22 protein-coding genes are annotated in these 24,756 nt (G+C 68.6%); 9 read left to right on the top strand and 13 right to left on the bottom strand.

The genetic code is table 11. The features are described from left to right. The first annotated feature begins 7 nt into the window (after nt 1-7). Nucleotides 8-511 carry a hypothetical protein gene (locus METUNV1_RS10555; protein ID WP_193374310.1) on the top strand — a complete coding sequence of 168 codons (504 nt, stop codon included), beginning with the start codon at nt 8-10 and terminating at the stop codon, nt 509-511. A gap of 47 nt (nt 512-558) precedes the next feature. Here the strand turns inward: METUNV1_RS10555 and METUNV1_RS10550 are convergent, their stop codons facing one another. The 7 genes from METUNV1_RS10550 to METUNV1_RS10520 form a co-directional block, all read right to left on the bottom strand. Continuing rightward, nucleotides 559-2,280, bottom strand: coding sequence for a cation:proton antiporter domain-containing protein (locus METUNV1_RS10550; RefSeq protein ID WP_008061521.1), 1,722 nt, complete (start codon nt 2,278-2,280; stop codon nt 559-561). Between the two features lie 86 nt (nt 2,281-2,366). After that, the gene (locus tag METUNV1_RS10545) at nt 2,367-3,140 is read right to left on the bottom strand and encodes a fumarylacetoacetate hydrolase family protein (protein WP_008061520.1); all 774 of its coding nucleotides are present in this window, start codon (nt 3,138-3,140) and stop codon (nt 2,367-2,369) included. A 60-nt stretch (nt 3,141-3,200) separates the two neighbouring features. Next, nucleotides 3,201-3,836: an NADPH-dependent FMN reductase gene (locus tag METUNV1_RS10540; protein WP_008061519.1), complete on the bottom strand. Its 636-nt coding sequence runs from the start codon at nt 3,834-3,836 to the stop codon at nt 3,201-3,203. Then, a complete protein-coding gene (locus tag METUNV1_RS10535; RefSeq protein WP_008061518.1) occupies nt 3,833-4,474 on the bottom strand; it encodes a ParA family protein in 642 nt (213 codons plus the stop codon). The genes METUNV1_RS10540 and METUNV1_RS10535 overlap by 4 nt, the downstream gene beginning before the upstream one ends. Before the next feature lie 28 nt (nt 4,475-4,502). After that, nucleotides 4,503-5,162, bottom strand: coding sequence for an SDR family NAD(P)-dependent oxidoreductase (locus tag METUNV1_RS10530; RefSeq protein WP_008061517.1), 660 nt, complete (start codon nt 5,160-5,162; stop codon nt 4,503-4,505). A gap of 43 nt (nt 5,163-5,205) precedes the next feature. Continuing rightward, complete coding sequence (locus METUNV1_RS10525; RefSeq protein WP_043359700.1) at nt 5,206-5,544, bottom strand: hypothetical protein; 339 nt, start codon at nt 5,542-5,544, stop codon at nt 5,206-5,208. 71 nt (nt 5,545-5,615) lie between these two features. Continuing rightward, on the bottom strand, nt 5,616-6,599 hold the full coding sequence (locus METUNV1_RS10520) for a quinone oxidoreductase family protein (RefSeq protein ID WP_008061515.1): 984 nt from the start codon (nt 6,597-6,599) through the stop codon (nt 5,616-5,618). A 207-nt stretch (nt 6,600-6,806) separates the two neighbouring features. On the opposite strand from METUNV1_RS10520, the gene METUNV1_RS10515 reads away from it, so the two are divergent. Together METUNV1_RS10515 and METUNV1_RS10510 are read left to right on the top strand one after the other, a co-directional pair. Then, nucleotides 6,807-7,574: a ParA family protein gene (locus tag METUNV1_RS10515; protein ID WP_043359698.1), complete on the top strand. Its 768-nt coding sequence runs from the start codon at nt 6,807-6,809 to the stop codon at nt 7,572-7,574. 73 nt (nt 7,575-7,647) lie between these two features. Further along, entirely contained in the window at nt 7,648-8,166 is a 519-nt protein-coding gene (locus tag METUNV1_RS10510; RefSeq protein WP_043359679.1) for a hypothetical protein, read from the top strand. A 6-nt stretch (nt 8,167-8,172) separates the two neighbouring features. Here METUNV1_RS10510 and METUNV1_RS10505 read toward each other — a convergent pair whose 3' ends face one another. Genes METUNV1_RS10505 through uvrD form a run of 5 tightly spaced genes read right to left on the bottom strand, consistent with a single transcriptional unit; the run spans nt 8,173 to nt 15,951 of the window. Then, nucleotides 8,173-11,355: a sensor domain-containing protein gene (locus tag METUNV1_RS10505; protein WP_139026347.1), complete on the bottom strand. Its 3,183-nt coding sequence runs from the start codon at nt 11,353-11,355 to the stop codon at nt 8,173-8,175. Then, nucleotides 11,352-12,188, bottom strand: a complete 837-nt coding sequence (locus METUNV1_RS10500) for a transporter substrate-binding domain-containing protein (protein WP_008061511.1) — start codon at nt 12,186-12,188, stop codon at nt 11,352-11,354. The genes METUNV1_RS10505 and METUNV1_RS10500 overlap by 4 nt, the downstream gene beginning before the upstream one ends. Before the next feature lie 32 nt (nt 12,189-12,220). Further along, nucleotides 12,221-12,802, bottom strand: coding sequence for a poly-gamma-glutamate hydrolase family protein (locus METUNV1_RS10495; RefSeq protein WP_008061509.1), 582 nt, complete (start codon nt 12,800-12,802; stop codon nt 12,221-12,223). A 26-nt stretch (nt 12,803-12,828) separates the two neighbouring features. After that, nucleotides 12,829-13,716: a tetratricopeptide repeat protein gene (locus METUNV1_RS10490; protein ID WP_008061503.1), complete on the bottom strand. Its 888-nt coding sequence runs from the start codon at nt 13,714-13,716 to the stop codon at nt 12,829-12,831. Between the two features lie 6 nt (nt 13,717-13,722). After that, a complete protein-coding gene (uvrD, locus tag METUNV1_RS10485; RefSeq protein WP_008061498.1) occupies nt 13,723-15,951 on the bottom strand; it encodes a DNA helicase II in 2,229 nt (742 codons plus the stop codon). Nucleotides 15,952-16,089: 138 nt separating this feature from the next. Between uvrD and METUNV1_RS10480 the strand changes: the two genes are divergently transcribed. From METUNV1_RS10480 to METUNV1_RS10455, 6 genes are all read left to right on the top strand, one after another. Next, nucleotides 16,090-17,019: a mechanosensitive ion channel family protein gene (locus METUNV1_RS10480; protein WP_008061494.1), complete on the top strand. Its 930-nt coding sequence runs from the start codon at nt 16,090-16,092 to the stop codon at nt 17,017-17,019. Nucleotides 17,020-17,113: 94 nt separating this feature from the next. After that, entirely contained in the window at nt 17,114-19,747 is a 2,634-nt protein-coding gene (gene leuS, locus METUNV1_RS10475) for a leucine--tRNA ligase (protein ID WP_008061493.1), read from the top strand. 14 nt (nt 19,748-19,761) lie between these two features. After that, nucleotides 19,762-20,283: an LPS-assembly lipoprotein LptE gene (locus METUNV1_RS10470; protein ID WP_008061492.1), complete on the top strand. Its 522-nt coding sequence runs from the start codon at nt 19,762-19,764 to the stop codon at nt 20,281-20,283. A gap of 5 nt (nt 20,284-20,288) precedes the next feature. Continuing rightward, complete coding sequence (gene holA, locus METUNV1_RS10465) at nt 20,289-21,293, top strand: DNA polymerase III subunit delta (protein ID WP_043359677.1); 1,005 nt, start codon at nt 20,289-20,291, stop codon at nt 21,291-21,293. A gap of 109 nt (nt 21,294-21,402) precedes the next feature. After that, nucleotides 21,403-22,659: a glutamate-5-semialdehyde dehydrogenase gene (locus METUNV1_RS10460; protein ID WP_008061490.1), complete on the top strand. Its 1,257-nt coding sequence runs from the start codon at nt 21,403-21,405 to the stop codon at nt 22,657-22,659. Between the two features lie 56 nt (nt 22,660-22,715). After that, nucleotides 22,716-23,318: a MarC family protein gene (locus METUNV1_RS10455; RefSeq protein ID WP_008061489.1), complete on the top strand. Its 603-nt coding sequence runs from the start codon at nt 22,716-22,718 to the stop codon at nt 23,316-23,318. A gap of 49 nt (nt 23,319-23,367) precedes the next feature. On the opposite strand, the gene METUNV1_RS10450 is transcribed toward METUNV1_RS10455, so the two are convergent. Next, nucleotides 23,368-24,750 (bottom strand): FecR family protein, encoded by a 1,383-nt coding sequence (locus METUNV1_RS10450; protein WP_008061487.1) that lies wholly within the window; start codon nt 24,748-24,750, stop codon nt 23,368-23,370. Nucleotides 24,751-24,756 lie beyond the last annotated feature (6 nt).

Below are 24,756 nucleotides of genomic sequence, written 5' to 3'. Positions count from 1 at the left end.
AGACATCATGAACAAGCCATGGGCCGTCATCGCGCTCTCCCTCTGTATCAGCGCCCCGGTCTGGGCGGACGCGGCCGGCAAGCACGCCGGCGCCGACCACCCGGCCGAGGCGGTGAAGGGCAAGAAGGCCGCCAACATCGCGGCCAAGCCGGCGCTGCCGCCCGGCGTGAGCACCAAGACGAAGAAGGTGCACGCCGGCCAGGAACACCCGGCGATCGAAGGTCACGACCAGCACGTGCCGACCGCGGTCGAGAACACCCCGGCACTGCCGCCGGGCGTCAGCACCCGTACGCATCACGTGCATGCCGGTCAGGAACATCCGGCGGTCGAAGGCCATGACCAGCACGTACCGACCGCGGTCGAGAACAAGCCGGCGCTGCCGCCGGGCGTCAGCACCGCAACCCACCATGTGCACGCCGGTCAGGAACACCCGGCCATCGAAGGCCACGACCAGCACATCCCGACCCGCGTCGAGAGCAAGCCGGCGCTGCCGCCGGGCGTGAAGCCCTGAAGCCTCGCCCGGGGCCACCGCCCCGGGGCGGGCGGACCGCCGCCGGCTCAGATGCCGGCGGCGCGTTCCGCCTCGATCAGCCGCTCACCGGTTTCGGCATCCACGCCGACCCGGGCGAGCACATGCACCCCCATCTGCAGCGCCGCCTCCAGCGCTTCCGGAATGACCTCGCTCGCACCCGCCTCGACCAGCTGGCGGCCGTGCTCGGCATCGCGCGCCCGCGCGATCAGCGGCAGTGACGGAAACTCAGAGCGCAGGCTGAGCACCACGTGGCGGGCCGCCGCGCTGTCGTCCATCGTGACCACGATGGCGCGTGCCCGACCCGCGCCGAGGTGATGCAGCAGCGCCGGCCGGCCGGCGTCGCCGACGATGACCGGCAGGCCCTGTTCGTGATGACGGGTGGCCGCGGCGACATGGCGCTCTATCGCCACCCAGCGCACGCCGGCCCGGTCCAGCAGCCGCGCCACCATCTGCCCGACACGGCCGAAGCCGGCGATGATGACCACGCCGTCGTCGGTGTCCGGCCCGGGCAGCGGCGGAATCGCGTCGTCGCCGCGCGCGTCCAGCCTGCGGTGCAGCGCGTGGCCGAGGCGTGCCGCCAGCGGGGTCAGGAACATGCTCAGCGTCACCACCAGCAGCATGAAGTTGCCCACCGCGCTGACCAGCACGCCGGAGGCGATGGCCATGCCCAGCACGATGAAACTGAATTCGCCGGCCTGACCGAGCAGCAGCGCGGTCTCGCCGGCCTCGCCACGGGTGAGGCCGGCGCGGCGGAACAGCAGATACATGGTGACGCTCTTGATCGCGTACAGGCCGAACACCGAAGCCACCAGCCAGCCAGCGTCGCCGGCCGCCTGCGGCAGGTTCAGGCTCATGCCGACCGACACGAAGAACAGGCCCATCAGCAGGCCCTTGAACGGCTCGATCGCCAGCAGCGCGGCGTGCCTGTATTCGGTTTCCGCCAGCATGAGGCCGGCGAGGAAGGCGCCGAGCGACATCGACAGCCCGGCCGCGCCAGTCAGCGCGGCGACGCCCAGCGTGGCCAGCAGCGTGAGCGCCATGAAACTGTCGGCCTGGGTGGTGACCGACACGCGGCGGAACAGCGGCGTGAGCACCAGACGCCCGAGCAGCAGGATGAGGGCCACCGCGGCGGCGGCCTTCAGCAGCGCGGTCAGCATCAGGGTCAGGAAGTGACCGCCGGTGCCGTCGCCGGCCATCAGGCCAAGCAGGATGAGCATGGGCACCACCGCGATGTCCTGCAGCAGCAGCACCGCGAAACTCATACGGCCGACAGTGGACCGGGTTTCGCCGCGCTCGGCCAGCAGCTGCATCACCACCGCGGTGGACGACATCGCCAGCCCGAGGCCGAGCACCACCGCCGCTTCCTGAGCGTGGCCGAAGGCCAGCGCGACGCCGCCGATCAGCGCACCGCAGCCCAGCCACTGCGCGCTGCCGATGCCGAGCACCCAGCGCCGCAGCGACCACAGCTGGCGCGCCGGCAGTTCGAGGCCGATCACGAACAGCATGAACATGACGCCCAGTTCGGCCAGCACCCGCACGCCTTCTCCGTCGGCGATGGTGAACCAGCCGAGCCAGCGGTGTTCGGCCGCCAGCCGGCCCAGCGCGTGCGGGCCGACCAGCGCGCCGGCGGCCAGAAAGGCGACCACCTGACTGACCCGCGCGCGGGCGAGCAGCGGCATCACCAGGCCGGCGATGGCGAGGAAGAGGAGAATGGGCTGCAGATGAGGCAGGCCGGCGTGCGCGTCCATCTTTTCAGAATGACGGTCAGTACGTCCGGCCGCCTTGATTCAGGTCGTACCAGCGCCGGAACGGACGGGCCGTTCCGGCGTATCGGTCACTCGTTCGGCGCGTAGACGTTGCTCAGCGTGCCGACGCCGCTCACGGTCACCTCGACCGTGGTGCCCGGCTTCATCGGCAGCACGCCCACCGAGGTGCCGCAGCAGATCACGTCGCCCGGCATCAGCGTCATGTCGCGTGAAATGCGGGACACCAGCTGCGCCGGACTGAAGATCATGTCGGTGACCGGATAGCGCTGGCGTTCGCGACCGCCCACCGTGGTAACGATCTCCGCATCGGCCGGCAGCGGATCGGTCGAAATGACCGGACCGAAGCAGCCGAAGCCGTCGAAGCTCTTGGCGCGGGTCCATTGGCCGAAGGACGGGTTCTTGTCCACCAGTTCGAGCGCGCTCACGTCGTTGATGCAGGTGTAGCCGAAGATGGCATCGGCCGCCTGCGCTTCGTCCAGATTGCGGGCGACCTTGCCGACCACCACGCCCAGTTCGCCTTCGTAGAACACGCGGCCGTCGAAACCGGCGGGCTTCGGAATCGGCTGCTGGTGCCAGTTCAGTGCCTGCGGCGAGCGCACGAGGTAGAGCGGGTCTTCCGGGATCGGATGACCGGCCTTCTCCACCGCAGCGCGGATGTTGTGCACGATGATGACCATCTTGGGCGGCACGCAGGGCATGAGCCACTCGATGCCCTCGACCGGCACGGTTTCACCGGTCGGTGTCGGCGCGGCAAAGAGGTCGCCGTCCAGCAGTTCGACCGTGTCGCCGTTCAGGCGACCCAGGCGTTCGGCGCCGTTGTGGCGCAGGCGCAGGTACTTCATGTCTCTTCAGTCTCTCTTCTAGTTATGAAAAACGTGTGATGCGCGATGCGGGCGGCGACTTCAGCCGCGCAGCCGGGATGCAACGTCGACCAGCCGGGCGGTGGTGCGGTCCAGCATCTGCTGCAGCCGCTCGTCCGCAAGGCGGTTGTCCGGCGTGAAGGCGCTGCCGGCACTGCCGACCGCGATCTGTTCGGACAGCACCAGCGCGCCGACCGACTGCAGCACCGCACGCAGATGCACCAGGCCGCGCAGGCCGCCGAGCGCGCCGGGCGAGGCAGCGCCCAGTGCGACCACCTTGTTGGCATAGGGCACGGTGCCCGCTTCGTCGCCGGCCGGGCGCGACACCCAGTCCAGCGCGTTCTTGAGCACCGCGCTGACCGAGCCGTTGTACTCGGGCGAGGCGATGAACAGGCCATCGTGCGCCTTGAACAGTTCCTTCAGCGGGCGCACGCCCAGCGGCAGACCGGCCGAGGCTTCCAGGTCGCCGTCGTACAGCGGCAGCGGATGATCGCGCAGTTCCATCAGCGTGGCTTCGCCGCCCGCTTCCCCGATCGAACGCGCGGCGGCCATGGCCAGCCGGCGGTTGAACGAGGCCTCGCGGGTACTGCCGGCGAACACCAGGATGCGCGCCTTGGCGCCGTCGAGTTCGGAGCTGTCGCGGACGACTGCCAGGGTCTTGCCGTTGCGTGAGGTCATGGGGAATCCAGCCAGTCGATGAGGGGTTGCCACTGTTCGCGGTCGACCTGTGCCCGGGCCCGCGACAGGTCGAAGATCGTCATGCCGTGCGCGGCCGCCTGCACGTAGAGCTGCGAATTGCGCAGATAGGTGAGTACCGGCAGATCGAGTCCGGCACAGAAACGTTCCAGTTCCTGCGCCGCGCGGGTGCGGGTGTCCACCCGCATGCCGACGATGCCTATCCGGACCCGCTTCGCCGCCACCCGCTTGTGCTCCGCCAGTTCGGTCAGGAAATCGCCGGTGGCGAGGATGTCGAAGATGGAGGGCTGTACCGGAATGAGCACCCGGTCCACCATCTTGAGCATGGCTTCCAGCCGCTTGCCGCGCAGGCCGGCCGGCGTGTCGAGCACCACGTGGGTGGTGCCGCGTGGCGGGCGCGCCGGCTGTTCGGGTTCGATGTCCCAGGTGGAAATGGGCGACAGCAGCGGCGAGCGCAGGGCCAGCCAGTGGCGGGCCGACTGCTGGCGGTCGATGTCGCCCAGCATGACGCGCGCGCCCTGGCTCGCCCAGTGGCCGGCGACATTGGTGGCCAGCGTGCTCTTGCCGGCGCCCCCCTTGGGATTGGCAATCAGTACGCTGTGCAGCGCGCGTTCGGTCATGGGCTCCTCTTGGCGAATCGCGGGGTGCTCAGGACAGCACGATTTCGCGGGCGAACTGGCCCGGCGGCTGCGAATGCAGCGTCCAGAAGGCATCGGCCACCCGGGCGGCGTCCAGCAGGCTGCCTTCACGCAGCACGCCGGCGATGGTCACGATGGCGGCATGCACCCCGGCCGGCGACAGCTCCTGGTGCAGGCTGAACACCAGATTGCGCAGCGCCGCCTTCTGCACCGACAGCGAGGCGGCGGCCGCGACCGGCTCCACCGCCAGACCGCCGCCGGTGTACAGAATGCTGCCGTGGCCGTCGGCACGCATCGCCGGCAGTACCGCGCGCGCCGCGCTCAGCGCACCGAGCACGCCGACCCGGAGGTCAGACGCCAGCGCTTCCGGGTCCAGCAGCGACGGCGCAGACTCGCGCGGCACCGAGGCGTTGAACACCAGCACTTCGGGCGGCGGCATGGCCTGACGCATGGCCTCGATGGCGGACACCAGCGACTCGTCGCTGCCGGCGTCGACCACGAAGCCCTGGGCAGTCACGCCGCGTGCCGCCAGTTCGTGCTCATAGCGTTCGAGCTTGCCGGCATCGCGCGAAATCATGGCCACGCAATAGCCTTCGGCCGCAAAGCGGCGCGCCACTGCAGCGCCGACTCCGGAACCCATGCCGACGATGGCACACACCTTGGAACCCATACGCGTTTCTCCCGACCTGCCGAACGGCGTGTCTTTCGTGTGCTTATTTGTTCTTCGCAGCGACGCGCGCCGCGGCCAGCGCGGCGCGACGTTCTTCGTCGGCCTGCGCGATCGCCTGTTTCTGCTCGTCGGTCAGCGCTTCGCCCAGCTGCTTTTCGATCGCCGCAGCCACCCGGGCAGACGTTTCGGTGATGCGGCCGGCGGCCGGCATCGCCTCGCGTACCTGAGACGCAGGCAACTGGGTGATCTCGACAACGCGACGGACGAACTGCTCGTCGATGCGACGGGTTTCCGCCTTCAGGAAACCCGCCTGAGCCGGCGTCTGCGCGAGGGCGGGAGACAGCATGCAGCAGCAGGCGAGCAGCGACAACAGAAACTTCATCAGAATGGCTCCGAAAACGCGCCGCAGGGAAAGGGGCTGCGGCAGACGCGCCCCCGCGCTGCGGTCGGCATTCACTGCGGCAGCAGGATGGTCGAGCCGGTGGTGCGGCGGGCCGCCAGCTCTTCGTGTGCACGGGCACTGTGCTGCAACGCATGACGCTGCCGAACGTTGATCCGTATCGTGCCATCGAGCACGCGGGCAAACAGTTCGTCGGCCGCGGCCACCAGATCGGCGCGGGCGGCGATGTAGTGGAACAGCGTGGGACGGGTCAGGAAGAGCGAACCCTTCTGCGCCAGCAGTCCGGGCTCGATCGCCGGCGCCGGGCCGGAGGCGTTGCCATAGCTCACCATCATGCCCAGCGGCGCCAGACTGTCGATCGAGGCCATGAAGGTGTCGCGGCCGATGCCGTCATACACCACGCGCACGCCGCGCCCGCCGGTCAGCGCGCGCACCTGCGCCGGCAGGTCGGCCGCTGCCACGCCGGTCAGCACGTGTTCGCAGCCGTTGGCGCGGGCCAGTTCCGCCTTGTCCGGCGTGCTCACGGTGCCGATCACGGTGGCACCGAGCGCGCGCGCCCACTGGCAGGCGATCAGGCCGACCCCGCCGGCAGCGGCATGAATGAGTACCGCATCGCCCACCTCGACCCGGCAGGTGCGGCGCAGCAGGTAATGCGCGGTCAGACCCTTCAGCATCAGCGCGGCGGCGGTTTCGAAATCGATGCCGTCCGGCAGCTTCACCAGCTTGTCCGCCGGCATGTTGCGTGCGGTGGCGTAGGCGCCGAGCGGACCGCTGGCGCAGGCGACACGGTCACCGACCGCGAGCCCGGTCACGTCCGGCCCCAGCGCTTCGACCACGCCGGCCGCCTCCTGGCCCAGTCCGCTCGGCAGCGGCAGCGGGTAGAGGCCGCTGCGGTGGTAGATGTCGATGAAATTGACGCCCACCGCGTGGTGGCGCACCCGCACCTCACCGGCCGCCGGCGGCGGCAGGTCCACAGCCTCGTACTGCAGCACTTCGGGGCCACCGGTGCGGTGGAAGCGGACAGCGTATTCGCTCATGTTTGCCTTCCAGATGGACCTTCAAGGGAATCGGCGCTGGATTCTACCGGTCATGGCGCAGGACGGCCGCATTCCGGGCCGCGCGCGCCCTCCTCGGCCACAGCCTGCGCAGCACCGGGCGCACTCCGTTGCCCGGGCGCCGCACCGCTTATTGTGCACTGCACCCAAGGATTTGGCAGAATGCGTCTTTCGGTCGAGGAGCTCGTCATGCGTCGCGTCGTATTCAACCAGAAAGGTGGCGTCGGCAAGTCCACCATCACCTGCAACCTGGCCGCGATCAGCGCGGCCGAAGGACTTCGCACGCTGGTGATCGACCTCGACACCCAGGGCAACTCCAGTCACTACCTGCTGGGCGACGCGGCAGAGCACGTCGAACTGGGGGCCGCCGACTTCTTCGACCAGCTGCTCAACCTGAAGCTGTCGCCGAAGGACACCTCGGAATTCATCACCGCCACCGCCCACCCGCGGCTGTCGGTCATGACGGCCAGCCCTCAGCTGGCCGAGCTGGAAAGCAAGCTGGAGTCGCGCTACAAGATCTACAAGCTGCGCGAGGCGCTGGAAGCACTGGACAGCTTCGACCGCATCTACATCGACACGCCGCCGGCCCTGAACTTCTACTCGCGCTGCGCGCTGATCGCGGCCGAATCGGTGCTCATCCCGTTCGACTGCGACGAGTTCTCGCGCAAGGCGCTGTACCAGCTGATCGACAACATCGAGGAAATCCGCGCCGACCACAACGCGGCGCTGAAACTCGAAGGCATCGTGGTGAACCAGTACCAGGCGCGCTCCAGCCTGCCGGCCCGCGTGGTGCAGGAACTGCGCGACGAAGGCCTGCCGGTGCTCGACGCCACGCTGTCGCCCTCGGTCAAGGTGAAGGAATCGCACGAAGCGGCGCTGCCGCTGATCCACTTCGCGCCCGGCCACAAGCTGGCGCAGGAATTCGTCGCGCTGCACGCGCTGCTGCACCGCGCCTGAACGGTCTCCGCCACGGGCGGCGGCGCGACGCGACACGCCCGAACTCGTGTCCCGGCACACGGTCAGAGCCGCCATGAAACAAGGACTGTGCTGCCTGTTGCTGCTGTCGCTGATCGCCGCTCCGGCGGCGGCGCGCGCGGCCGACCCTGCGGCCGGCCGCTACCGCGCACTGGTCGAACTGGACGCCGGCTGGCCGCGCGGCTGCGGCAGCGCGGTGACAGTGAGTGGCTGGGACATCCGCATCGTGCGCCAGCGGGAGGGCGACGAGGTCACCGCGCGCATCGAGGTGCAGCCGCCGGAGGGCAATCCGGCGCTGCCGCTGCTGGCGCGGCTGGAGGTGGAACAGTTCAGGCCGGCGGTGCTGCTGGTGTCGCGCGACGGTCTGCTGGTGCTGCCCGGTTTCGATTCGGATCGCAAGGTGGACTGGGCCACGCTGATGCGCAACTTCATGTTCTTCGGAGGCCGGCTGGTGCTGGGCGAGGTCGGCGGCGACGTCGAGATTCCGTTCAGCGGCCCGGCTTCGCGTGACGTGACCGGGCAGTACCTGAACTGCGCCGGCGACCTGGCCGCGCCCTTCCGCAACGGCAGCTGACGCCGCTCAGCCGGCGGTGGCCGAGCGCAGGAAGCGGCGCTCGAACTCCTCGGCGCTCAGGGCCGGCGCATACAGATAGCCCTGGCAGGCATCGCAGCCACGCGCGCGCAGCAGGTCGCGCTGGCCGACGTTCTCCACCCCTTCGGCCAGCACCGACAGGCCGAGCTGATGACCCAGCGTGATGATGGTGTCCACCAGTTCGACCGCACTGGCGTCATCCGGCAGGTCGCACACGAAGCTGCGGTCTATCTTGAGCTTGTGCACCGGCAGACGTTTCAGATAGGCCAACGATGAATAGCCGGTGCCGAAATCGTCGATCGCCAGCCGCAGGCCCAGACTGCCGATCACTTCCAGAAACTGCTGGGCGCGCTCGCCCTGCTCCATGGCACCGGATTCGGTGATTTCCAGCTCCAGCAGCGACACCGGATAGCCACTTTCGGCCAGCTGCTGCGCGATGCGCTGTTCCAGCCCGCCGCGACGGATTTCGGTGACCGACAGATTGATCGCCAGCGTGAGTGGCGGCAGGCCGGCATCCAGCCAGGCGCGCCCCTGGCGCAGCGCCTGGCTGCGCACGAAATCGCCCAGCGGCACGATGAGACCGTTGGCTTCCATGATGGGAATGAATTCGGCCGGCGAACTGTTCAGTGCGGCCGCCGGTGACAGCCGCACCAGCACTTCGGCCCCGATCAGCCGGTCGCTGGCGAGATCGATCAGCGGCTGGTAGCGCAGTTCGAACAGTTCGCTTTCCAGCGCACGGCGCAGGCCGGTTTCCAGCGACAGCCGCTGGTTCGCGGCGTGCGTGTACTCGTCGGAATAGAAGCGCAGTGCGTTGCGCCCGCCCAGCTTGGCCTGGTACATCGCGGCGTCGGCATCGCGGATCAGGTCGTCCGCGTCGTGACCGTTGTCCGGATACAGGCTGATGCCCATGCTGGCCTGCAGATAGATGTCCTGCCCGGACGCCAGCCGCACCGGCGAGGCCAGACTGTCGAACACGCCCTGGGCGACCACCGCCGCCTCGGCCGGCGCCTCCACCCCTTCCAGCACCAGCACGAATTCGTCGCTGCCCTGGCGGCCCAGCGTGTCCTGCCGGCGCAGCCGGGCACGCAGCCTATGCGCCACGGCGGCCAGCACTTCGTCGCCGGCGGCGTGGCCCAGACCGTCGTTGATGGTCTTGAAATTGTCGAGATCGAGGAACAGCACCGCCACCCGGGTACCGCGGCGCTGCGCCAGTTCGATCGCGTGCACCAGACGGGCGCGGATCAGTACCCGGTTGGGCAGGTCGGTCAGCGGATCGTACTGCGACAGATGCTGCAGCTCGGCCTCGGCGCGCCGCGCCTGGCTGATGTCGGTGAGCACCAGCACCCGGTGCGTGGGCTGGCCGTCGTCATCGCGCACGCTGGCGCAGGACAGCCAGCCGGACCACGGCTCGCCGCCGGCGCGCCGGGCTGACACCTCGCCCTGCCAGGCGTCGCCGTCGCGCAGCGCGCGGTCGATGTCGGCAAACAGCGCCGCCGCCCCCTCGAATACCGCCTGTTCGGTCAGCGCCCGGCCGACCAGGGCGGATTCATCCAGCCCGGTCTGTTCGCAGAACGCTTCGTTGGCCGACACCACCACGCCGGCCAGATCGATCAGCAGCACGCCGTCGCGGGTGCTGCGCAGCGCGGCCGCCAGCAGGCGCGCCGACTGTTCGGCACTGGCCCGCTCGCGTTCGTCGCGCAGCCTGCGCAGCGCGAACGACAGGTCCATGATGACCTCTTCGAGCAGCCGGGCTTCGTCTTCGTCATCCGGATCGACCTCGGGCGCCAGCAGACAGAGCACCGCCACGGTATTGCCGTCCAGCTGCAGCGGCAGGCCGACGTATCCGTCCAGCCCGGCCGCCCGCGCCGCCGGAATCCAGGCGTCGTCGCCGGCCAGCCCGCCCAGCCGCAGCAGCCGGCCGTCGCGCAGCACGCGGGCAGTCAGGCTGGTGCGCCCGACCGAGGCCTGCCCGGACAGCAGCGCCCGATCGGCCACCGCGCCGCCGGCGCTGGCCTGCAGCACCGGCTGATCGCGGTCATTCAGCCGCATCAGCCAGGCCATCCGGTAGCCGCCGAACTCGATCGCCACCCGGCAGATGCGCTCGAACAGATCATCCTCGCTGGCCGCCCACACGATGGTCTGGTTCACCTGGCTCAGGAAGTTGTACAGCCGGGTCAGCGCGCGTGCGTGGGCCTCCGCCCGCCGGCGCGCGGTCACGTCCCAGCTCGCCCACACCACCCGGTCGCTGCCGGGTACCGGCGACACCCGGGCGTCGAAAAAGAACTCACGGCCGTCGAGGTGCAGCGCGTACTCGTAGGACTGGGTGCGCTGACGCGCCAGCGCCTGCCGGATGACCGCGAGGAAACGGCTGCTGGTTTCCGCCGGGAACACCTCGTCCAGCGTGCGGCCGACCAGGGTGTCCGGCGGCGCGGCCAGCAGCGCGCTCGCGCTGCCGAAGGATTCGAGATAGCGGCCGTTGCGGTCCATCAGGAAGGCGATTTCCGGAAGGCTGTCGGCGAAGGCGCGCAGCCTGGATTCGCTGGCCAGCAGCGCGCCGACCGCCAGGTCACGCCGCCGGTGCGCGACGTACAGGAAGCACAGCACCACCAGCCCGAGCACCGCCACCAGCCCCAGCGTGATCGCGTCGTGGCGCTTCAGCGTCGCGCGCTGGCTGGCGAGATGGCGCAGCAGCGTCTCTTCCACCGCCACCACGCGGGCATCGATGGCGCGCTGGGCCACCAGCAGCGCGCTGCCCCCGGCTTCGAAACCATCGAGCTGGCGCTCCATCAGCGCGCGTGCGTCGGCCAGCGCGGCGACGTAGGCGTCGACCGCGGCCGCCAGATCGCCCGGAATCGGAGTCTGGGCGGAAAAACCGGCAATGGCGCCGCTGCCCTTGCGCAGATCGCGCGCAACGGTGAGGGCGCGGTCGAGATGGGCGAGCACCCGGGTACGCGGAATGGAGGTCTGTCCGGCGAGCAGGCGCTCGGTATCGAGCTGCGCCAGCACTGCGTAGCGCCGTGACTGCGCGAGGTTGTCGCGGGCGGTGATGGCGGCGGCCAGGCCCTGGTCCCAGCGCACATGGGCATAGGTCATCAGCCCCATGCACAGGCAGAGCAGCAGCGCCAGGCCGAACACCGGCGCGCCGCTGGCCATGGCACGCGGGCCATTCACGGCCGCACCTCCGCCGCCAGGTTGTGCGGCGCGAAACCGAAACGGGCCACCAGCGCACGGTGTTCCGCGCTGCCGAGAAAACCGGCCAGTGCTTCGTCCAGCCGGCGGGCCAGCGCCTCGTCGTCGGTGCGCAGTGCAAAAGCCGGCCAGCCCGGATCATCGCGCCCGTCCCGCTGCGGCGGGCGGACGGCGGCGACCGCTTCGATGCCGGTATAGCCGGAGCTGGCCAGCATATAGCCGATGGACACGTCGGACAGCGCCAGCGCATCGGCCCGCCCTTCGATCACGGCCACGACGGCGCCATTGGCATCGCCATGACGCTGCAGGCGGGCCGGCGGTACGCCGGCGCGACGGGCCTGCTGCATTTCGACCGCGCCATCCACCACCGCCAGCACGGCCTCCGGATGGGCGGCCACGTCGTCCAGACCGTGCAGGTCGAGCGGATTGCCGGTCGCCACGACCAGCCCGGTACCGACCCGCGCGGTCGGCCGTGTGAAGCGGACGCTGCGCGCCCGCTCGGGCGTCACGAACAGGCCACTGGCCACCACTTCGGCCCGTCCGTTCATCAGGTCGTGCAGCAGCTGGCCGAACTCGGCGTGAACGAACTCGACATCGCGGAAGCCGGCGCGGCGCGCGACGATGCGCAGCACCTCCGGCGCTTCGCCGGTGACCCGGCCGTGGCTGTCTACGAAAGCGAACGGCGGTTCGATCGCGTACAGCGCGCGCAGGGTGCCGGCGCCGGCGTCACGTGGCGAGCCGGCGAGAATGACCCAGCCAAGTGCGAGCGCGACGACGGCAACCAGCAGGCCGGCGAGCACATAAGGGGTACGCATGACAGACCGCGATCAGGAAGCAGGACACCATTCTAGCGCCGCGTCATGTCGAGTCCATGCAGCGCCGCACGAACGCCGGCGATGACGTCCGGCTCGGTGCGGCCGCCGCGCAGGCGGTCGCTCAGTTCCAGCTGCACACCGGCGCCGCTGCGGCCGCGATTGCACAGATTGAGCGGATCCAGCCCGGGGTAGCGGTGACCGCTGGTGCAGGCACGCACGCCCCGCAGATGAAGCTGATCCGCGATGGCGCAGGCCAGCGTCCGGTCGCGGCCGCCTATCAGCGCGCGCTCGCCGGTATCGGCCACGCCATGCACCGCGACCACCCGCTCGCTGTCGCCGATCAGCGACAGGGCCCGCGCCTCGTCGAAGTGGCGGCTGGTCAGATGCAGGGTTTCAAAATTCAGGGCTGGCAGACAGCCCTCGAACAGGTAGAGATCAAAGTCGTCACCGGCAATCGCGCGCGCGACCTCGGATGTGCCCCGTTCTATGCGTCCCGCGTGCGGCGCGACGATCGCCACGCCGCTGCCGCGACGCAGCACGGTGATGCGGAAGTCGCGCCCCTCGACGTGATGGGCGGCCAGTTCGGCGAAGCAGCGGTAGCGGTCGCGATGCATGGTGTTTCGGTGCGGACGCCGCCCCGCTAAGGCTTGTTCAGGAACAGTTTCTCGATGCGGGCCATGCCCGGGTGGTCGCGACCGGAGCGGCGCAGTTCGGCCAGATCCTCGCGCAGGATGCGGCGGAACTCGTCGGCACCGCGCAACGTCATGTTGGCCGCATACACCTCGCGCGCATTGCCGACCTGTCCGTTCAGCAGCAGCGCGTGCGCATGGTTGATCTGCGCCGCCTTGAATTCGGGCGCGTCCTTCGGCACCTGCTGCACCGCGCGCAGCACCTCGTCGTAACGGCCGAGATTGAGACAGGCCCAGGACCAGGCCACCCACACCGAATTGTCGCGGTAGCCGGCGACGATGGCCTTGTCCAGCCAGCGCGCCGCCTCGGCGTAGTCGGTCTGGCGCCCGGCACCGCTGTACTGGCCAGCCAGATGGACGTAGGCCGGCGGATAGTTCGCGTCAGCCGCGCGGCGTGCCCACGCCAGCGACAGTTCCTGCGCCAGCGGATCGGCTTCGGCACCGATCATCTTGGCCAGCAGCAGCATGCCTTCGGCGTCGCCCGCCTCGGCCGCCTTCTCGTACCAGCGGCGGGCCGCCGCCGGGTCGGTCGTCACGCCGAGGCCACTGGCATAGATCTGGCCGGCCACCACCTGGGCACGCGGCAGCCCCGCCTCGGCCGCCAGCAACGCCCAGCGCGCGGATTCCGCGTCGTCCTTGCCCAGACAGGTACCGAAGAAATGCCAGTCCGACATCTGCAGCATGGCTTCCGGCTCACCCTTGTCGGCAGCCGCGCGCGCTTCGGTCAGCGCGGCATCGCATTCACCGCGCAGATGCGCTGTGCGCCAGGTATCGGACGCGTTCGCCGCCGCGCTCGCGGACAGCAGCACGGCGCAGAGAAGTCGGAGGCGCGCGTTCATGTGTAATCAGGCCGGTGTGAGCTTGGCCACCGCCAGCGCCAGCCACTTGACGCCGTGGGCACCGAAATTGACCTGGACCCGCGCATCCGAACCCGACCCTTCGGCGTTCACGATGACGCCGGCGCCGAACTTGGCGTGCGCCACCTGCTGGCCGATGCGGAAACCGCTGTCATTGACCGCAGGATTCTTGCGGCCGCTGCCGAAGCTGCGCGGATTGCTGCTCGCCGGCGCCGCCGGTACGGCGCTGCTGCTGCCGAAGCCGCCATAGCCGCGCGCGCTGGCCGGCGGCGTGAGCCACTTCATCAGTTCGGCCGGAATTTCGTCGAAGAAGCGGCTGCGCAGGTTGTAGCGGGTCTGGCCGTGCAGCATGCGCGACTGCGCAAACGACAGGTAGAGCCGATGCCGCGCGCGGGTGATGGCCACGTACATGAGCCGGCGTTCCTCCTCCAGCCCGTCGCGCTCCAGCACCGAATTCTCGTGCGGGAACAGCCCTTCTTCCAGACCGCCCATGAACACCACGTCGAATTCCAGTCCCTTGGCCGAATGCACGGTCATCAGCTGCACCGCCGCCTGACCGGCATCGGCCTGGTGTTCGCCCGCTTCGAGCGAAGCGTGCGACAGGAAGGCGGACAGCGGGTCTGGCGGCGCCGTCTCGTCCTCGGCCGCGACCTGGGCGTAGCCTTCCTCGGAAATGAAGTTGGCGGCAGCGTTGATGATTTCGTCGAGGTTGGCCACACGCTCCTGACCTTCCTTCTCGGTCAGGTAATGCGCGCGCAGGCCGGACAGTTCGAGCACCTGCTCGACCATTTCCGGCAGCTTCAGTCCTTCGCAGGCGAAACGCAGCTGGTCGACCAGCTTGATGAAGGCGCCGACCGACTGCGCCGCCTTGCCGGTCAGGAAGTTCAGCGCACCGTACAGACTGGTGGAATGCGCCTGCGCGGCGTCCTGCAGCTGTTCCAGCGAACGCGCACCGATGCCGCGGGTGGGGAAGTTCACCACCCGGGTGAAGGCGGTGTCGTCGTGCGGATTCGCGATCAGCCGCATGTAGGCCAGCGCGTGCTTCACCTCCTGCCGTTCGAAGAAGCGCAGGCCGCCATAGACGCGGTAGGGAATGCCGGCCGAGAACAGCGCGTGTTCGAGCACGCGCGACTGCGCATTGCTGCGGTAGAGCAGCGCGATGTCGTCGCGCGCGGTGCCGTCGTGGATGAGCGCCTTGATTTCCTCGACCACCCAGCGCGCTTCCTCGATGTCGTTGAAGGCCTCATAGACGCGCAGCGGCTCGCCGCTGCCGGCCTCGGTCCACAGGTTCTTGCCCAGCCGCCCGCTGTTGTGCCGGATCACCGCATTGGCGGCGTCGAGGATGTTGCCGTGCGAGCGGTAGTTCTGTTCCAGCCGGATCACGTTGTCGACGTGGAACTCGCGTTCGAAGTCGCGCATGTTGCCGACCTCAGCACCGCGGAAGCGGTAGATGCTCTGGTCGTCGTCGCCGACTGCCATCACCGCCGCCTGACCGTCGGTGCCCAGTCCGGCCAGCAGCTTGAGCCAGCGGTACTGCAGCACGTTGGTGTCCTGGAACTCGTCGACCAGGATGTGGCGGAAGCGGCGCTGGTAGTGCGCGCGTATCGGCTCGTTGCGCTGCAGAAGTTCGTGGCAGCGCAGCAGCAGTTCGGCGAAATCGACCACGCCCTCGCGCTGGCACTGCGCCTCATAGGCCTGGTAGAGCTCGACCCGCTTGCGCGCGAAATCGTCGAAGGCCTCGACCTCGTGCGGGCGCAGGCCCTGTTCCTTGGCCGAATTGATGAAATACATCAGTTCGCGCGCCGGGAATTTCTCGTCGTCGATGTTGAGCGCCTTCAGCAGCCGCTTGATCGCCGACAGCTGGTCGGCCGAATCGAGGATCTGGAACAGCTGCGGCAGCCCGGCTTCCTTCCAGTGCGCACGCAGCATGCGGTTGCACAGGCCGTGGAAGGTGCCTATCCACAGCCCGCGCGCATTCATCGGCAGCATGGCGGTCAGCCGCGCCAGCATTTCCTTGGCCGCCTTGTTGGTGAAGGTGACCGCGAGGATGCCGTGCGGCGACACCTGGCCGGTCGAAATGAGCCAGGCCAGCCGCGTGGTGAGCACGCGCGTCTTGCCCGAACCGGCGCCCGCCAGGATGAGGGCGGACTGAGCGGGCAGCGTGACGGCCTGGAACTGCTGTTCGTTCAGGCCGGAAAGAAGCGGGTTGGAGGTCATGCGCCGGATTCTACCGGGCCGCCTGCCGACGGTCGCGCCCTGGCGGACGCGTAGTCTTCGTCCTACACCGAGGAACGCTGCGGTCGCGACGGGGTCGCCTCCTGTCCCCGCAACGGAAACAGGACAACACCCCGACCCATGAACGACTGGACACAGACCGCGGCATGGCTTTACGCCTGGGCCGGCGAACGCCTGCCCCAGGTGCTGGACCTCACGGTGAAACTATTCCTCATCCTGCTGCTGGCCTGGGCCCTGCAGCAGGCCGCCCGCCGCTCGATACGGCTGATCCACGAAACGCTGCGCCGGCGCACCGACTGCGGAGAGGACATCAAGCGCATCGACACCCTGGTGCGGGTCGCCCGCTACGCAGCGTCGGTGGTCATCCTGGTGCTGGCGGGCGGCATCGCGCTGAGCACGCTGGGCATTTCGGTCGCGCCGCTGCTGGCGACCGCGGGTGTGGCCGGCATCGCCATCGGCTTCGGCGCGCAGTCGCTGGTGAAGGATCTGTTCTCCGGGCTGTTCGTGCTGCTGGAGAACCAGATCCGCGTCGGCGACATCGTGGACATCGCCGGCCACAGCGGCGTGGTCGAGGAAGTGACGCTGCGCTACGTGCGCCTGCGGGACTACGAGGGCAACGTCCATTTCGTCCCGAATGGCGAAATCACCACGGTCACCAGTCGGTCGCGCGAATTCGCCAATGCAGTGATCGACGTGCGCATGGCGCCCACCGACCGGGTGGCCGACATCTACGCCATCATGTTCGATGTCGCCAAGGCGATGCGCGAGGACGCGTACTTCGGCCCCCGCATCATCGGCGATCTTGAAATGGCCGGCGTGAATGAGTGGCTTGAATCGGCGCTGGTGGTGCGCGCGCGGATGCGCGTGCAGCCGATGTCGCAGTGGGAAGTCCGGCGCGAATTCCTCCGCCGGGTGAAGGAGGCGTACGACGAGCGCGGCCAGACCCTGCCGCTGCCGCATCTCACGCTGCGGTTCGCCGACGGTGGCGAACCGGTGCCGCGCGAGCTCGCGCGCGTCGGCGCGGCCGGACGACGGACCGCGTCAGGCTGAGTCCGCGCCGGGCGAACACCGCGTTTTCCGGCGGGCCGTGGTCCGCCGGGCCTATAATTGCGGGTTCGCGTTCATTTCCGCCGCATTCCGCCTCATGTCAGAAAAGCAGACCCCCGCCTACACCCCGTCCGAGGTCGAAGCCGCCGCACGCCGGTACTGGGACGACAGCCAGACCTTCAAGGCTGTCGAGGACACCTCGAAGCCCAAGTACTACTGCCTGTCGATGTTCCCCTACCCGTCGGGCAAGCTGCACATGGGTCATGTGCGCAACTACACCATCGGCGACGTGCTGACCCGCTTCCACCGGATGCGCGGCTACAACGTGCTGCAGCCCATGGGCTGGGACGCCTTCGGCCTGCCGGCCGAGAACGCGGCGATCAAGAACGCGGTACCGCCGGCCAAATGGACCTACGACAACATCGACTACATGCGTCAGCAGCTCAAGGCGCTGGGCTTCGCGATCGACTGGAGCCGCGAACTGGCGACCTGCCAGCCGTCGTACTACCGATGGAACCAGTGGCTGTTCCTGCGCATGCTGGAAAAGGGCATCGCCTACAAGAAGACCCAGGTGGTAAACTGGGACCCGGTTGACCAGACCGTACTCGCCAACGAACAGGTGATCGACGGCCGCGGCTGGCGCACCGGCGCACTGGTCGAGAAGCGCGAGATTCCCGGCTACTACCTCGGCATCACCCAGTACGCCGACGAACTGCTGGACGACCTGGACACGCTGGACGGCTGGCCCGAGCGCGTGAAAACCATGCAGGCCAACTGGATAGGCAAGAGCACCGGCGTGCGCTTCGCCTTCAGCCATGACATCCGTGACGAAGCCGGCGCGCTGATCGACGACGGCAGGCTGTGGGTGTTCACCACCCGCGCCGACACCATCATGGGCGTCACCTTCTGTGCGGTCGCTGCCGAACACCCGCTGGCCACCCACGCCGCCCGCAACAACCCTGAACTGGCCGCCTTCATCGAGAAGTGCAAGCACGGCTCGGTGATGGAAGCCGACATGGCGACCATGGAGAAGGAAGGCCTGCCGACCGGCCTCACCGTGGTGCATCCGCTGACCGGCGAATCGGTGCCGCTGTGGGTGGGCAACTACGTGCTGATGAGCTACGGCGACGGCGCCGTGATGGCGGTGCCGGCACACGACGAACGCGATTTCGGCTTCGCGAAGAAGTACGACCTGCCGATCAGACAGGTGATCGCGGTTGGCGACCACGCCTTCTCGACCGATGCCTGGGCCGAGTGGTACGGCTCGAAGGACGGTGTCTGCGTGAACAGCGGCAAGTATGACGGCCTGGGCTACGCGGCCGCGGTCGATGCGGTCGCGGCCGACCTGTCCTCGAAGGGCGGCGAAAAGAAGGTGCAGTGGCGCCTGCGCGACTGGGGCGTGTCGCGCCAGCGCTACTGGGGCTGCCCGATTCCCATCATCCATTGCGATCACTGCGGTGACGTGCCGGTGCCGGACGACCAGCTGCCGGTGGTGCTGCCGGAAGACTGCATTCCGGACGGTTCGGGCAATCCGCTGCTCAAGCGCGACGACTTCATCAACGTCGCCTGCCCGAAATGCGGCGCGGCGGCGAAGCGCGAAACCGACACGATGGACACCTTCGTCGACTCCAGCTGGTATTACGCCCGCTACTGCTCGGTCGGCAACGACGCGGCCATGGTCGATGAGCGCGCCAACTACTGGATGCAGGTGGATCAGTACATCGGCGGCATCGAGCACGCCATCCTGCACCTCTTGTACTCGCGCTTCTGGTCCAAGGTGATGCGCGACATGGGCCTGATGACGGTGAAAGAGCCGTTCGCCCGCCTGCTCACCCAGGGCATGGTGCTGAACCACGCCTGGCTGCACAAGCCTGAAGGCGGCGGCAAGAACTACTACTGGGAAAGCGATGTAGACGTCCAGCGAGACGCCAAGGGACAGATCACCGGCGGCCGGCTGAAGTCCGACGGCACGGTGCTTGAGCACGAACTGACCACGATGTCGAAGTCGAAGAACAACGGCGTCGACCCGCAGGCGCTGATCGACCAGTACGGCGCCGACACCGCCCGCTTCTTCATGATGTTCGCCAGCCCGCCGGAACAGACGCTGGAATGGAACGACGCTGGCGTCGAAGGCGCGCACCGCTTCCTGAAGCGGGTGTGGAATTTCGCCCAGGACTACAACGCCGAACTGCGCGCGCAGGTGCCGGTGGCGTCGACGCTGGGCAAGGCGAAGCTGCCGGCCGCGCTGGCCGACCTGCGACGCGAACTGCATCTGGTGCTGAAGCAGGCCAGCTACGACCTCGGCAAGCAACAGTTCAACACGGTGGCCTCCGGCTGCATGAAGATGCTCAATGCGCTGGAAAAGGCGCCGCGCGACGGCAGCGACGCCGCCGAGGTGATCGGCGAAGGCCTGTCCATGCTGCTGCGCGTGCTGTCGCCGATCTGCCCGCACATCACGCACGCGCTGTGGCGCGACTGCGGCTTCGGCGACGACATCCTGAACGCGGCGTGGCCGGAACCGGCCGAATCGGCGCTGGTGCAGGACGAGGTCGAGCTGATGCTGCAGGTAAATGGCAAGCTGCGCGGCAGCCTGCGCGTGGCCGCCGACGCCGCGAAGGATGCGATCGAAGCGGCCGCGCTGGCCAACGAGGCGGCGCAGAAGTTCATGGAAGGCAAGCCGGCGAAAAAGGTGGTGGTGGTGCCGGGCCGTCTGGTCAACATCGTGTGCTGAGGCAGGAGAGCCCCGTGAGCGCATCCGTCGATACCTCGCGCCGCGGCCTGCTGCTGGCCGCGCTCGCCACCCTGCCGCTCGCGGCCTGCGGCTTCCGGCTGCAGGGCATACGCGACCTGCCCTTCCAGACGCTGTACGTGAATGCGCCGCGCGGTCAGGCGGAACTGGTGGATCAGATCCGTCTCGCGGTCGTCACCCAGAGTTCGACCCAGATCGCGGACCAGCCTTCAGCGGCCGAAGTCATCCTCGACATTCTGGAAAACAAGTTCGAGAAGGTCATCCTGAGCCTGAACTCGGCCGGCCGCGTGCGCGAATACCAGCTGCGGCAGAAGGTCAGCTTCCTTGTGCGTACCCAGGATCACACCGAACTGATGCCGCGCACCACGATAGAGATCCGCCGCGACCTCACCTACAGCGATGCCGAACTGCTGGCCAAGCAGCAGGAAGAACTGACACTGCAGGGCGAAATGCGGAGCGATCTGGTCCAGCAGCTGCTGCGCCGGCTGCAGGCCCTCAAGCGGCCGCAGGCCAGCTGATCCGCATGCCATTGCGCGCCGACCAGCTGGACGCCCATCTGAAGGGCACGCTCGCGCCGCTGTACGTGCTGCACGGCGACGAGCCGCTGCTGGTGATCGAAGCCGCGGACGCCATCCGGACTGCGGCCCGCGCACGCGGTTTCGGCGAGCGCGACGTGCTGGTGGTGACCCAGTACTTCAAGTGGTCGGCGCTGGCCGAAGCGGCCGGCAACATGTCGCTGTTCGGTGGCGACAAGGTGATCGACCTGCGCATCCCGACCGGCAAGCCCGGCCGCGAAGGCAGCGATGCGCTGGCCCGCTACGCCGCGAATCCGCCCGCAGGCACGCTCACCCTGGTCACGCTGCCGCTGATGGACTGGAAGGCAAAGAAGAGCGCCTGGTTCGCCGCGCTGATCGAACACGGCATCGAACTCGAACTGAATGCGCCCGGTCTGGACCGCCTGCCCGGCTGGCTGGCTGGCCGTCTCGCGCGCCAGCAGCAGAGCGCGACGCCGGAGGCGCTGGAATTCATGGCCGGCCACGTCGAAGGCAATCTGCTCGCCGCCAACCAGGAAGTGATGAAGCTGGGCCTGCTGCACCCGCCGGGCGAACTGACGCTGGAACAGGTGCGCAACGCGGTGATGGACGTCGCCCGCTACGACGTGGACGACCTGCGCCAGGCGCTGCTCGCTGGCGACGCCGCACGCGCCAGCCGGCTGCTCGACGGCCTGCGCGCCGAAGGCGTGGCGGCGCCGCTCATCCTGTGGATCGTGGTGTCGGAACTGCGCGTGCTGGCCACCGCCCGGGCCGAAATGGATGCCGGCCGCAGCGCCGACGACGCGCTGGCTGCGGCGCGCATCTTCGGCGCCCGCCAGTCGCCGTACAAGCGGGCGCTGCAGCGCCTGTCCTCGTCGGCCACCCGCACCGCGCTGATGCAGGCCGCGCGGCTGGACCGCATGATCAAGGGCGTGGCCCGCGGCGACGTGTGGGACGAATTCCTGCAGATCGCGCTGCGCCTCTGCGCGCGCTGACCGCTCCCGCCGTATCCGGCCGACGCCCCGGCACTGGCACCGCGGCCGGCTTTCTGTTTTCATCTGGGGTTTCCGCGCGCGGCGCGGAGTGAAGCTTTCGGGAATCGTGATGGACATCCAGGACTACATGACCACGCTGGGCCGCCAGGCCCGCGCCGCCTCGCGCATCGTGTCGCAGGCGTCCACCGCCGCCAAGAACGATGCGCTCAACCGCATCGCAGCGCTGCTGCGCGAGCGTGCGCCGCAGCTGCTCGAAGCCAACGCGGCCGACGTCGAGGCCGCGCGCGCCAACGGTCTGGACGCGGCCATGATCGACCGCCTGACGCTGACCGCGAAGGGCGTCGAGGCAATGGCCCAGGGCCTGGAGCAGGTCGCCGCGCTGCCCGATCCGGTCGGTGAAATGACCGACTTCAAGCGCCGCCCGACCGGCATCACGGTGGGCAAGATGCGGGTGCCGCTGGGCGTGATCGGCATCATCTACGAAGCGCGTCCGAACGTGACCGCGGACGCGGCCGCGCTGTGCCTGAAGAGCGGCAACGCCGCCATCCTGCGCGGCGGCTCTGAAGCGGCGCGCTGCAATCAGGCAGTCGCCGCCTGCGTACGCGAAGGCCTGGTCGCCGCCGGCCTGCCGGAAACCGCGGTACAGGTGGTCGACACGACGGACCGCGCTGCGGTCGGTGCGCTGATCACCATGCCGGAATTCGTCGACGTGATCGTGCCGCGCGGCGGCAAGGGCCTGATCGAGCGCATTTCGCGCGAAGCCAAGGTGCCGGTGATCAAGCATCTGGACGGCAACTGCCATGTCTACATCGACGAATTCGCCGACGACGACAAGGCGGTGCGCATCGCCGACAACGCCAAGACCCACCGCTACGGCACCTGCAACACGATGGAAACGCTGCTGGTACACGTGGCCGCGGCGCCCCGCGTGCTGGGCCGGCTGGCCGACATCTACCTCGGCAAGGGCGTGGAGTTGCGCGGCTGCGACCGTGCCCGCGCACTGGTGCCGGCGATGAAGGCGGCGACCGAGGAAGACTGGGGGACCGAATACCTGGCACCCATCCTGGCGGTGCGCATCGTCGATACGCTGGATGACGCGATCGACCACATCAACCGCTGGAGTTCGCAGCACACCGACGCCATCGTCAGCGAGAACCACACGCGCGCGATGCGCTTCATCCGCGAAGTCGATTCGGCTTCGGTCATGATCAACGCCTCGACCCGCTTCGCCGACGGCTTCGAATACGGATTGGGCGCGGAAATCGGCATTTCGACCGACAAGATCCACGCCCGCGGCCCGGTCGGCCTCGACGGCCTCACCAGCCAGAAGTGGGTGGTGCTGGGCGACGGCCACGTGCGCAGCTGAACCCGGCGACGGGGCGGCACGCCGTCCCGTCACCCCCAGCCACTAGCCCCCCGGAATTGTCCGACAGCTTCCTCTCCGCCAGCATCCTGCTCCTGCTGCTGTTTGATCCGTTCGGCAACGCACCGGTCATGACCGTGCTGCTGAAGGACGTACCGAAGGCGCGGCGTCAGCGGGTGGTGCTGCGCGAGTGCTTCTTCGCCTGGCTGGCGCTGCTGCTGTTCATGTGGGCCGGTGAATCGGTGATGCGGGTGCTGCAGCTGTCGCAGACCTCGCTCGGCATCGCCGGCGGCGTGCTGCTGTTCCTGATCGCGCTGCGCATGATCTTCCCGCAGCCGGCCGGCGTGTTCGGCGAGTGGACAGGGGGTGAACCTTTCGTCGTGCCACTCGCGATTCCGCTGATCGCCGGGCCTTCGGCCATGGCCATGGTGATGCTGCTGGTGTCGCGCGAACCCGAACGGTTCTGGACCTGGGCCGGCGCGATGAGCGCGGCCATGGCCGTCACCACCTGCGTGCTGCTGGCCGCCGGCCCGCTGATCCGCCGGCTGGGCGAACGCGGCACCGCGGCGCTGGAGCGCCTGATGGGTCTGCTGCTGTGCGCGGTAGCGGTGGAAATGCTGCTGACCGGTCTGCGCAGCTTCGTCGCCTCGCTGCACGCCTGAAGCGGCGGCCCCCGGTGCGAAGGCGAGCCACCGCCGTCACCGGCCGGGTTCACAGGCTGGGCTGGCTCAGCGAGGTCTGGGTGAATACCGCGGCGCCATTCACCGTGCCCTTGGCGGTGTCGCTGTTGAAGTTGTACAGCATGCCTGCGCGAGCGCCGGCCGGGCCGGCAAAGAAGCCCGAGAAGTCGCCCGACCAGTTGGCGCCGCAGTTGCTGCAGCTGGTGAAGCCTCCGCCAAACACCGCGCCGCCTGCACTGACCGATCCGGTACCCTGAAGTCCGAAAGTGATCGTGCTCACGTTCACATTCATGTTCACGAGCATCGAATACGACGAAAAATCGACGATCATCATGCCGGTCACCGCCCCGCCGGTAATGCCCGAACTGGTGGTCGGCAGCGTGTGGCCGGACAGCGAATAGTTGCCGACCATGCCGGTCAGACCGGCGAGATCGGTACTGGGCCGGCCGACGATGTAGTGAACGTCGGTCAGTGGCCCGGTATTGCAGACCAGGCACTGGGCGCTCGCCCAGCGGCCCCAGCCGACGATGCCGTCCTGGTGCGACTCGGCCACCGATACCGCGGTGTAGTCGGCGCCGCCCTGGGTCGCCCGCACCAGCGTGGAGCCGCTGAATTCGGCGCTGGCCCCGGACAGCAGGATCTGACCGCCGTAGCCGCCGTACTGGTCGGTGTACTGGCCGAACACATAGAAGCCGTCGCCGGTGGTGAGGCCCCCCGCGAAACCGTTCAGCACGTCCAGACCGCCGCCCTCGCCGCGGTTCTCGGACACCAGAAAGGTTTCATCGACCGGCGGCGGCGTCACCATGCCGGCATTCGACGGCGGCGGCGGCGGCAGATCGGTCTTCACTTCGATGATGACCGGCGGCGTGTTCTGGTCGGCCACATAGGCGCTCTGGCCATCGGTCACGGTCAGGCAGCCGCCGCCGTTGCACACGTCGATCGCGCCGTCGCCGGTGGTGACGTTGATGCTGTTGCCGTAAGCGACCGAGTATTCGGTACCGCGTATCCCGATGGTGGCGACCGAGGTGGTGAGCTTGTAGGCATCACGGTTGCCCTTGCCGACCAGACCGGTGATGGTGCGCAACCCGCCCTTGATCAGGCTGAAGAAGCCGCGGTCCTCGGCCGGCTTGCCGGCGAAAGCGTACTGGTCGATGCGGAACTGGGTCTGCGGCTGCAGCGATACCAGTGCGCCGTCTGTAAAGCGCATCTGGGCGCGGCCGCTGCCGGTGTCTATCGTGTCGCCGCTGCCCACCTGGGCACCGCGTGCCAGCACGCGGCTGCTGCCGTCGGCACCCGTAGCCCGTACCTCGCCTGCGGTGAATTCGACGCGGGCGGCCGGGTTGGCCAGTGCGCAGAGCGGGAAGGCGGATGCGACAGCCAGTGCGATGCGCGCGGGTCGGAAGGATTTCGCCATGACGGA

Origin of the sequence: Methyloversatilis universalis FAM5 (assembly GCF_000214035.2) — a bacterium.
GTDB classification, from domain to species: Bacteria; Pseudomonadota; Gammaproteobacteria; order Burkholderiales; family Rhodocyclaceae; genus Methyloversatilis; species Methyloversatilis universalis.
The sequence above is the reverse complement of the archived record's forward strand: the minus strand, read 5'-3'. Positions and strand labels throughout refer to the sequence as shown.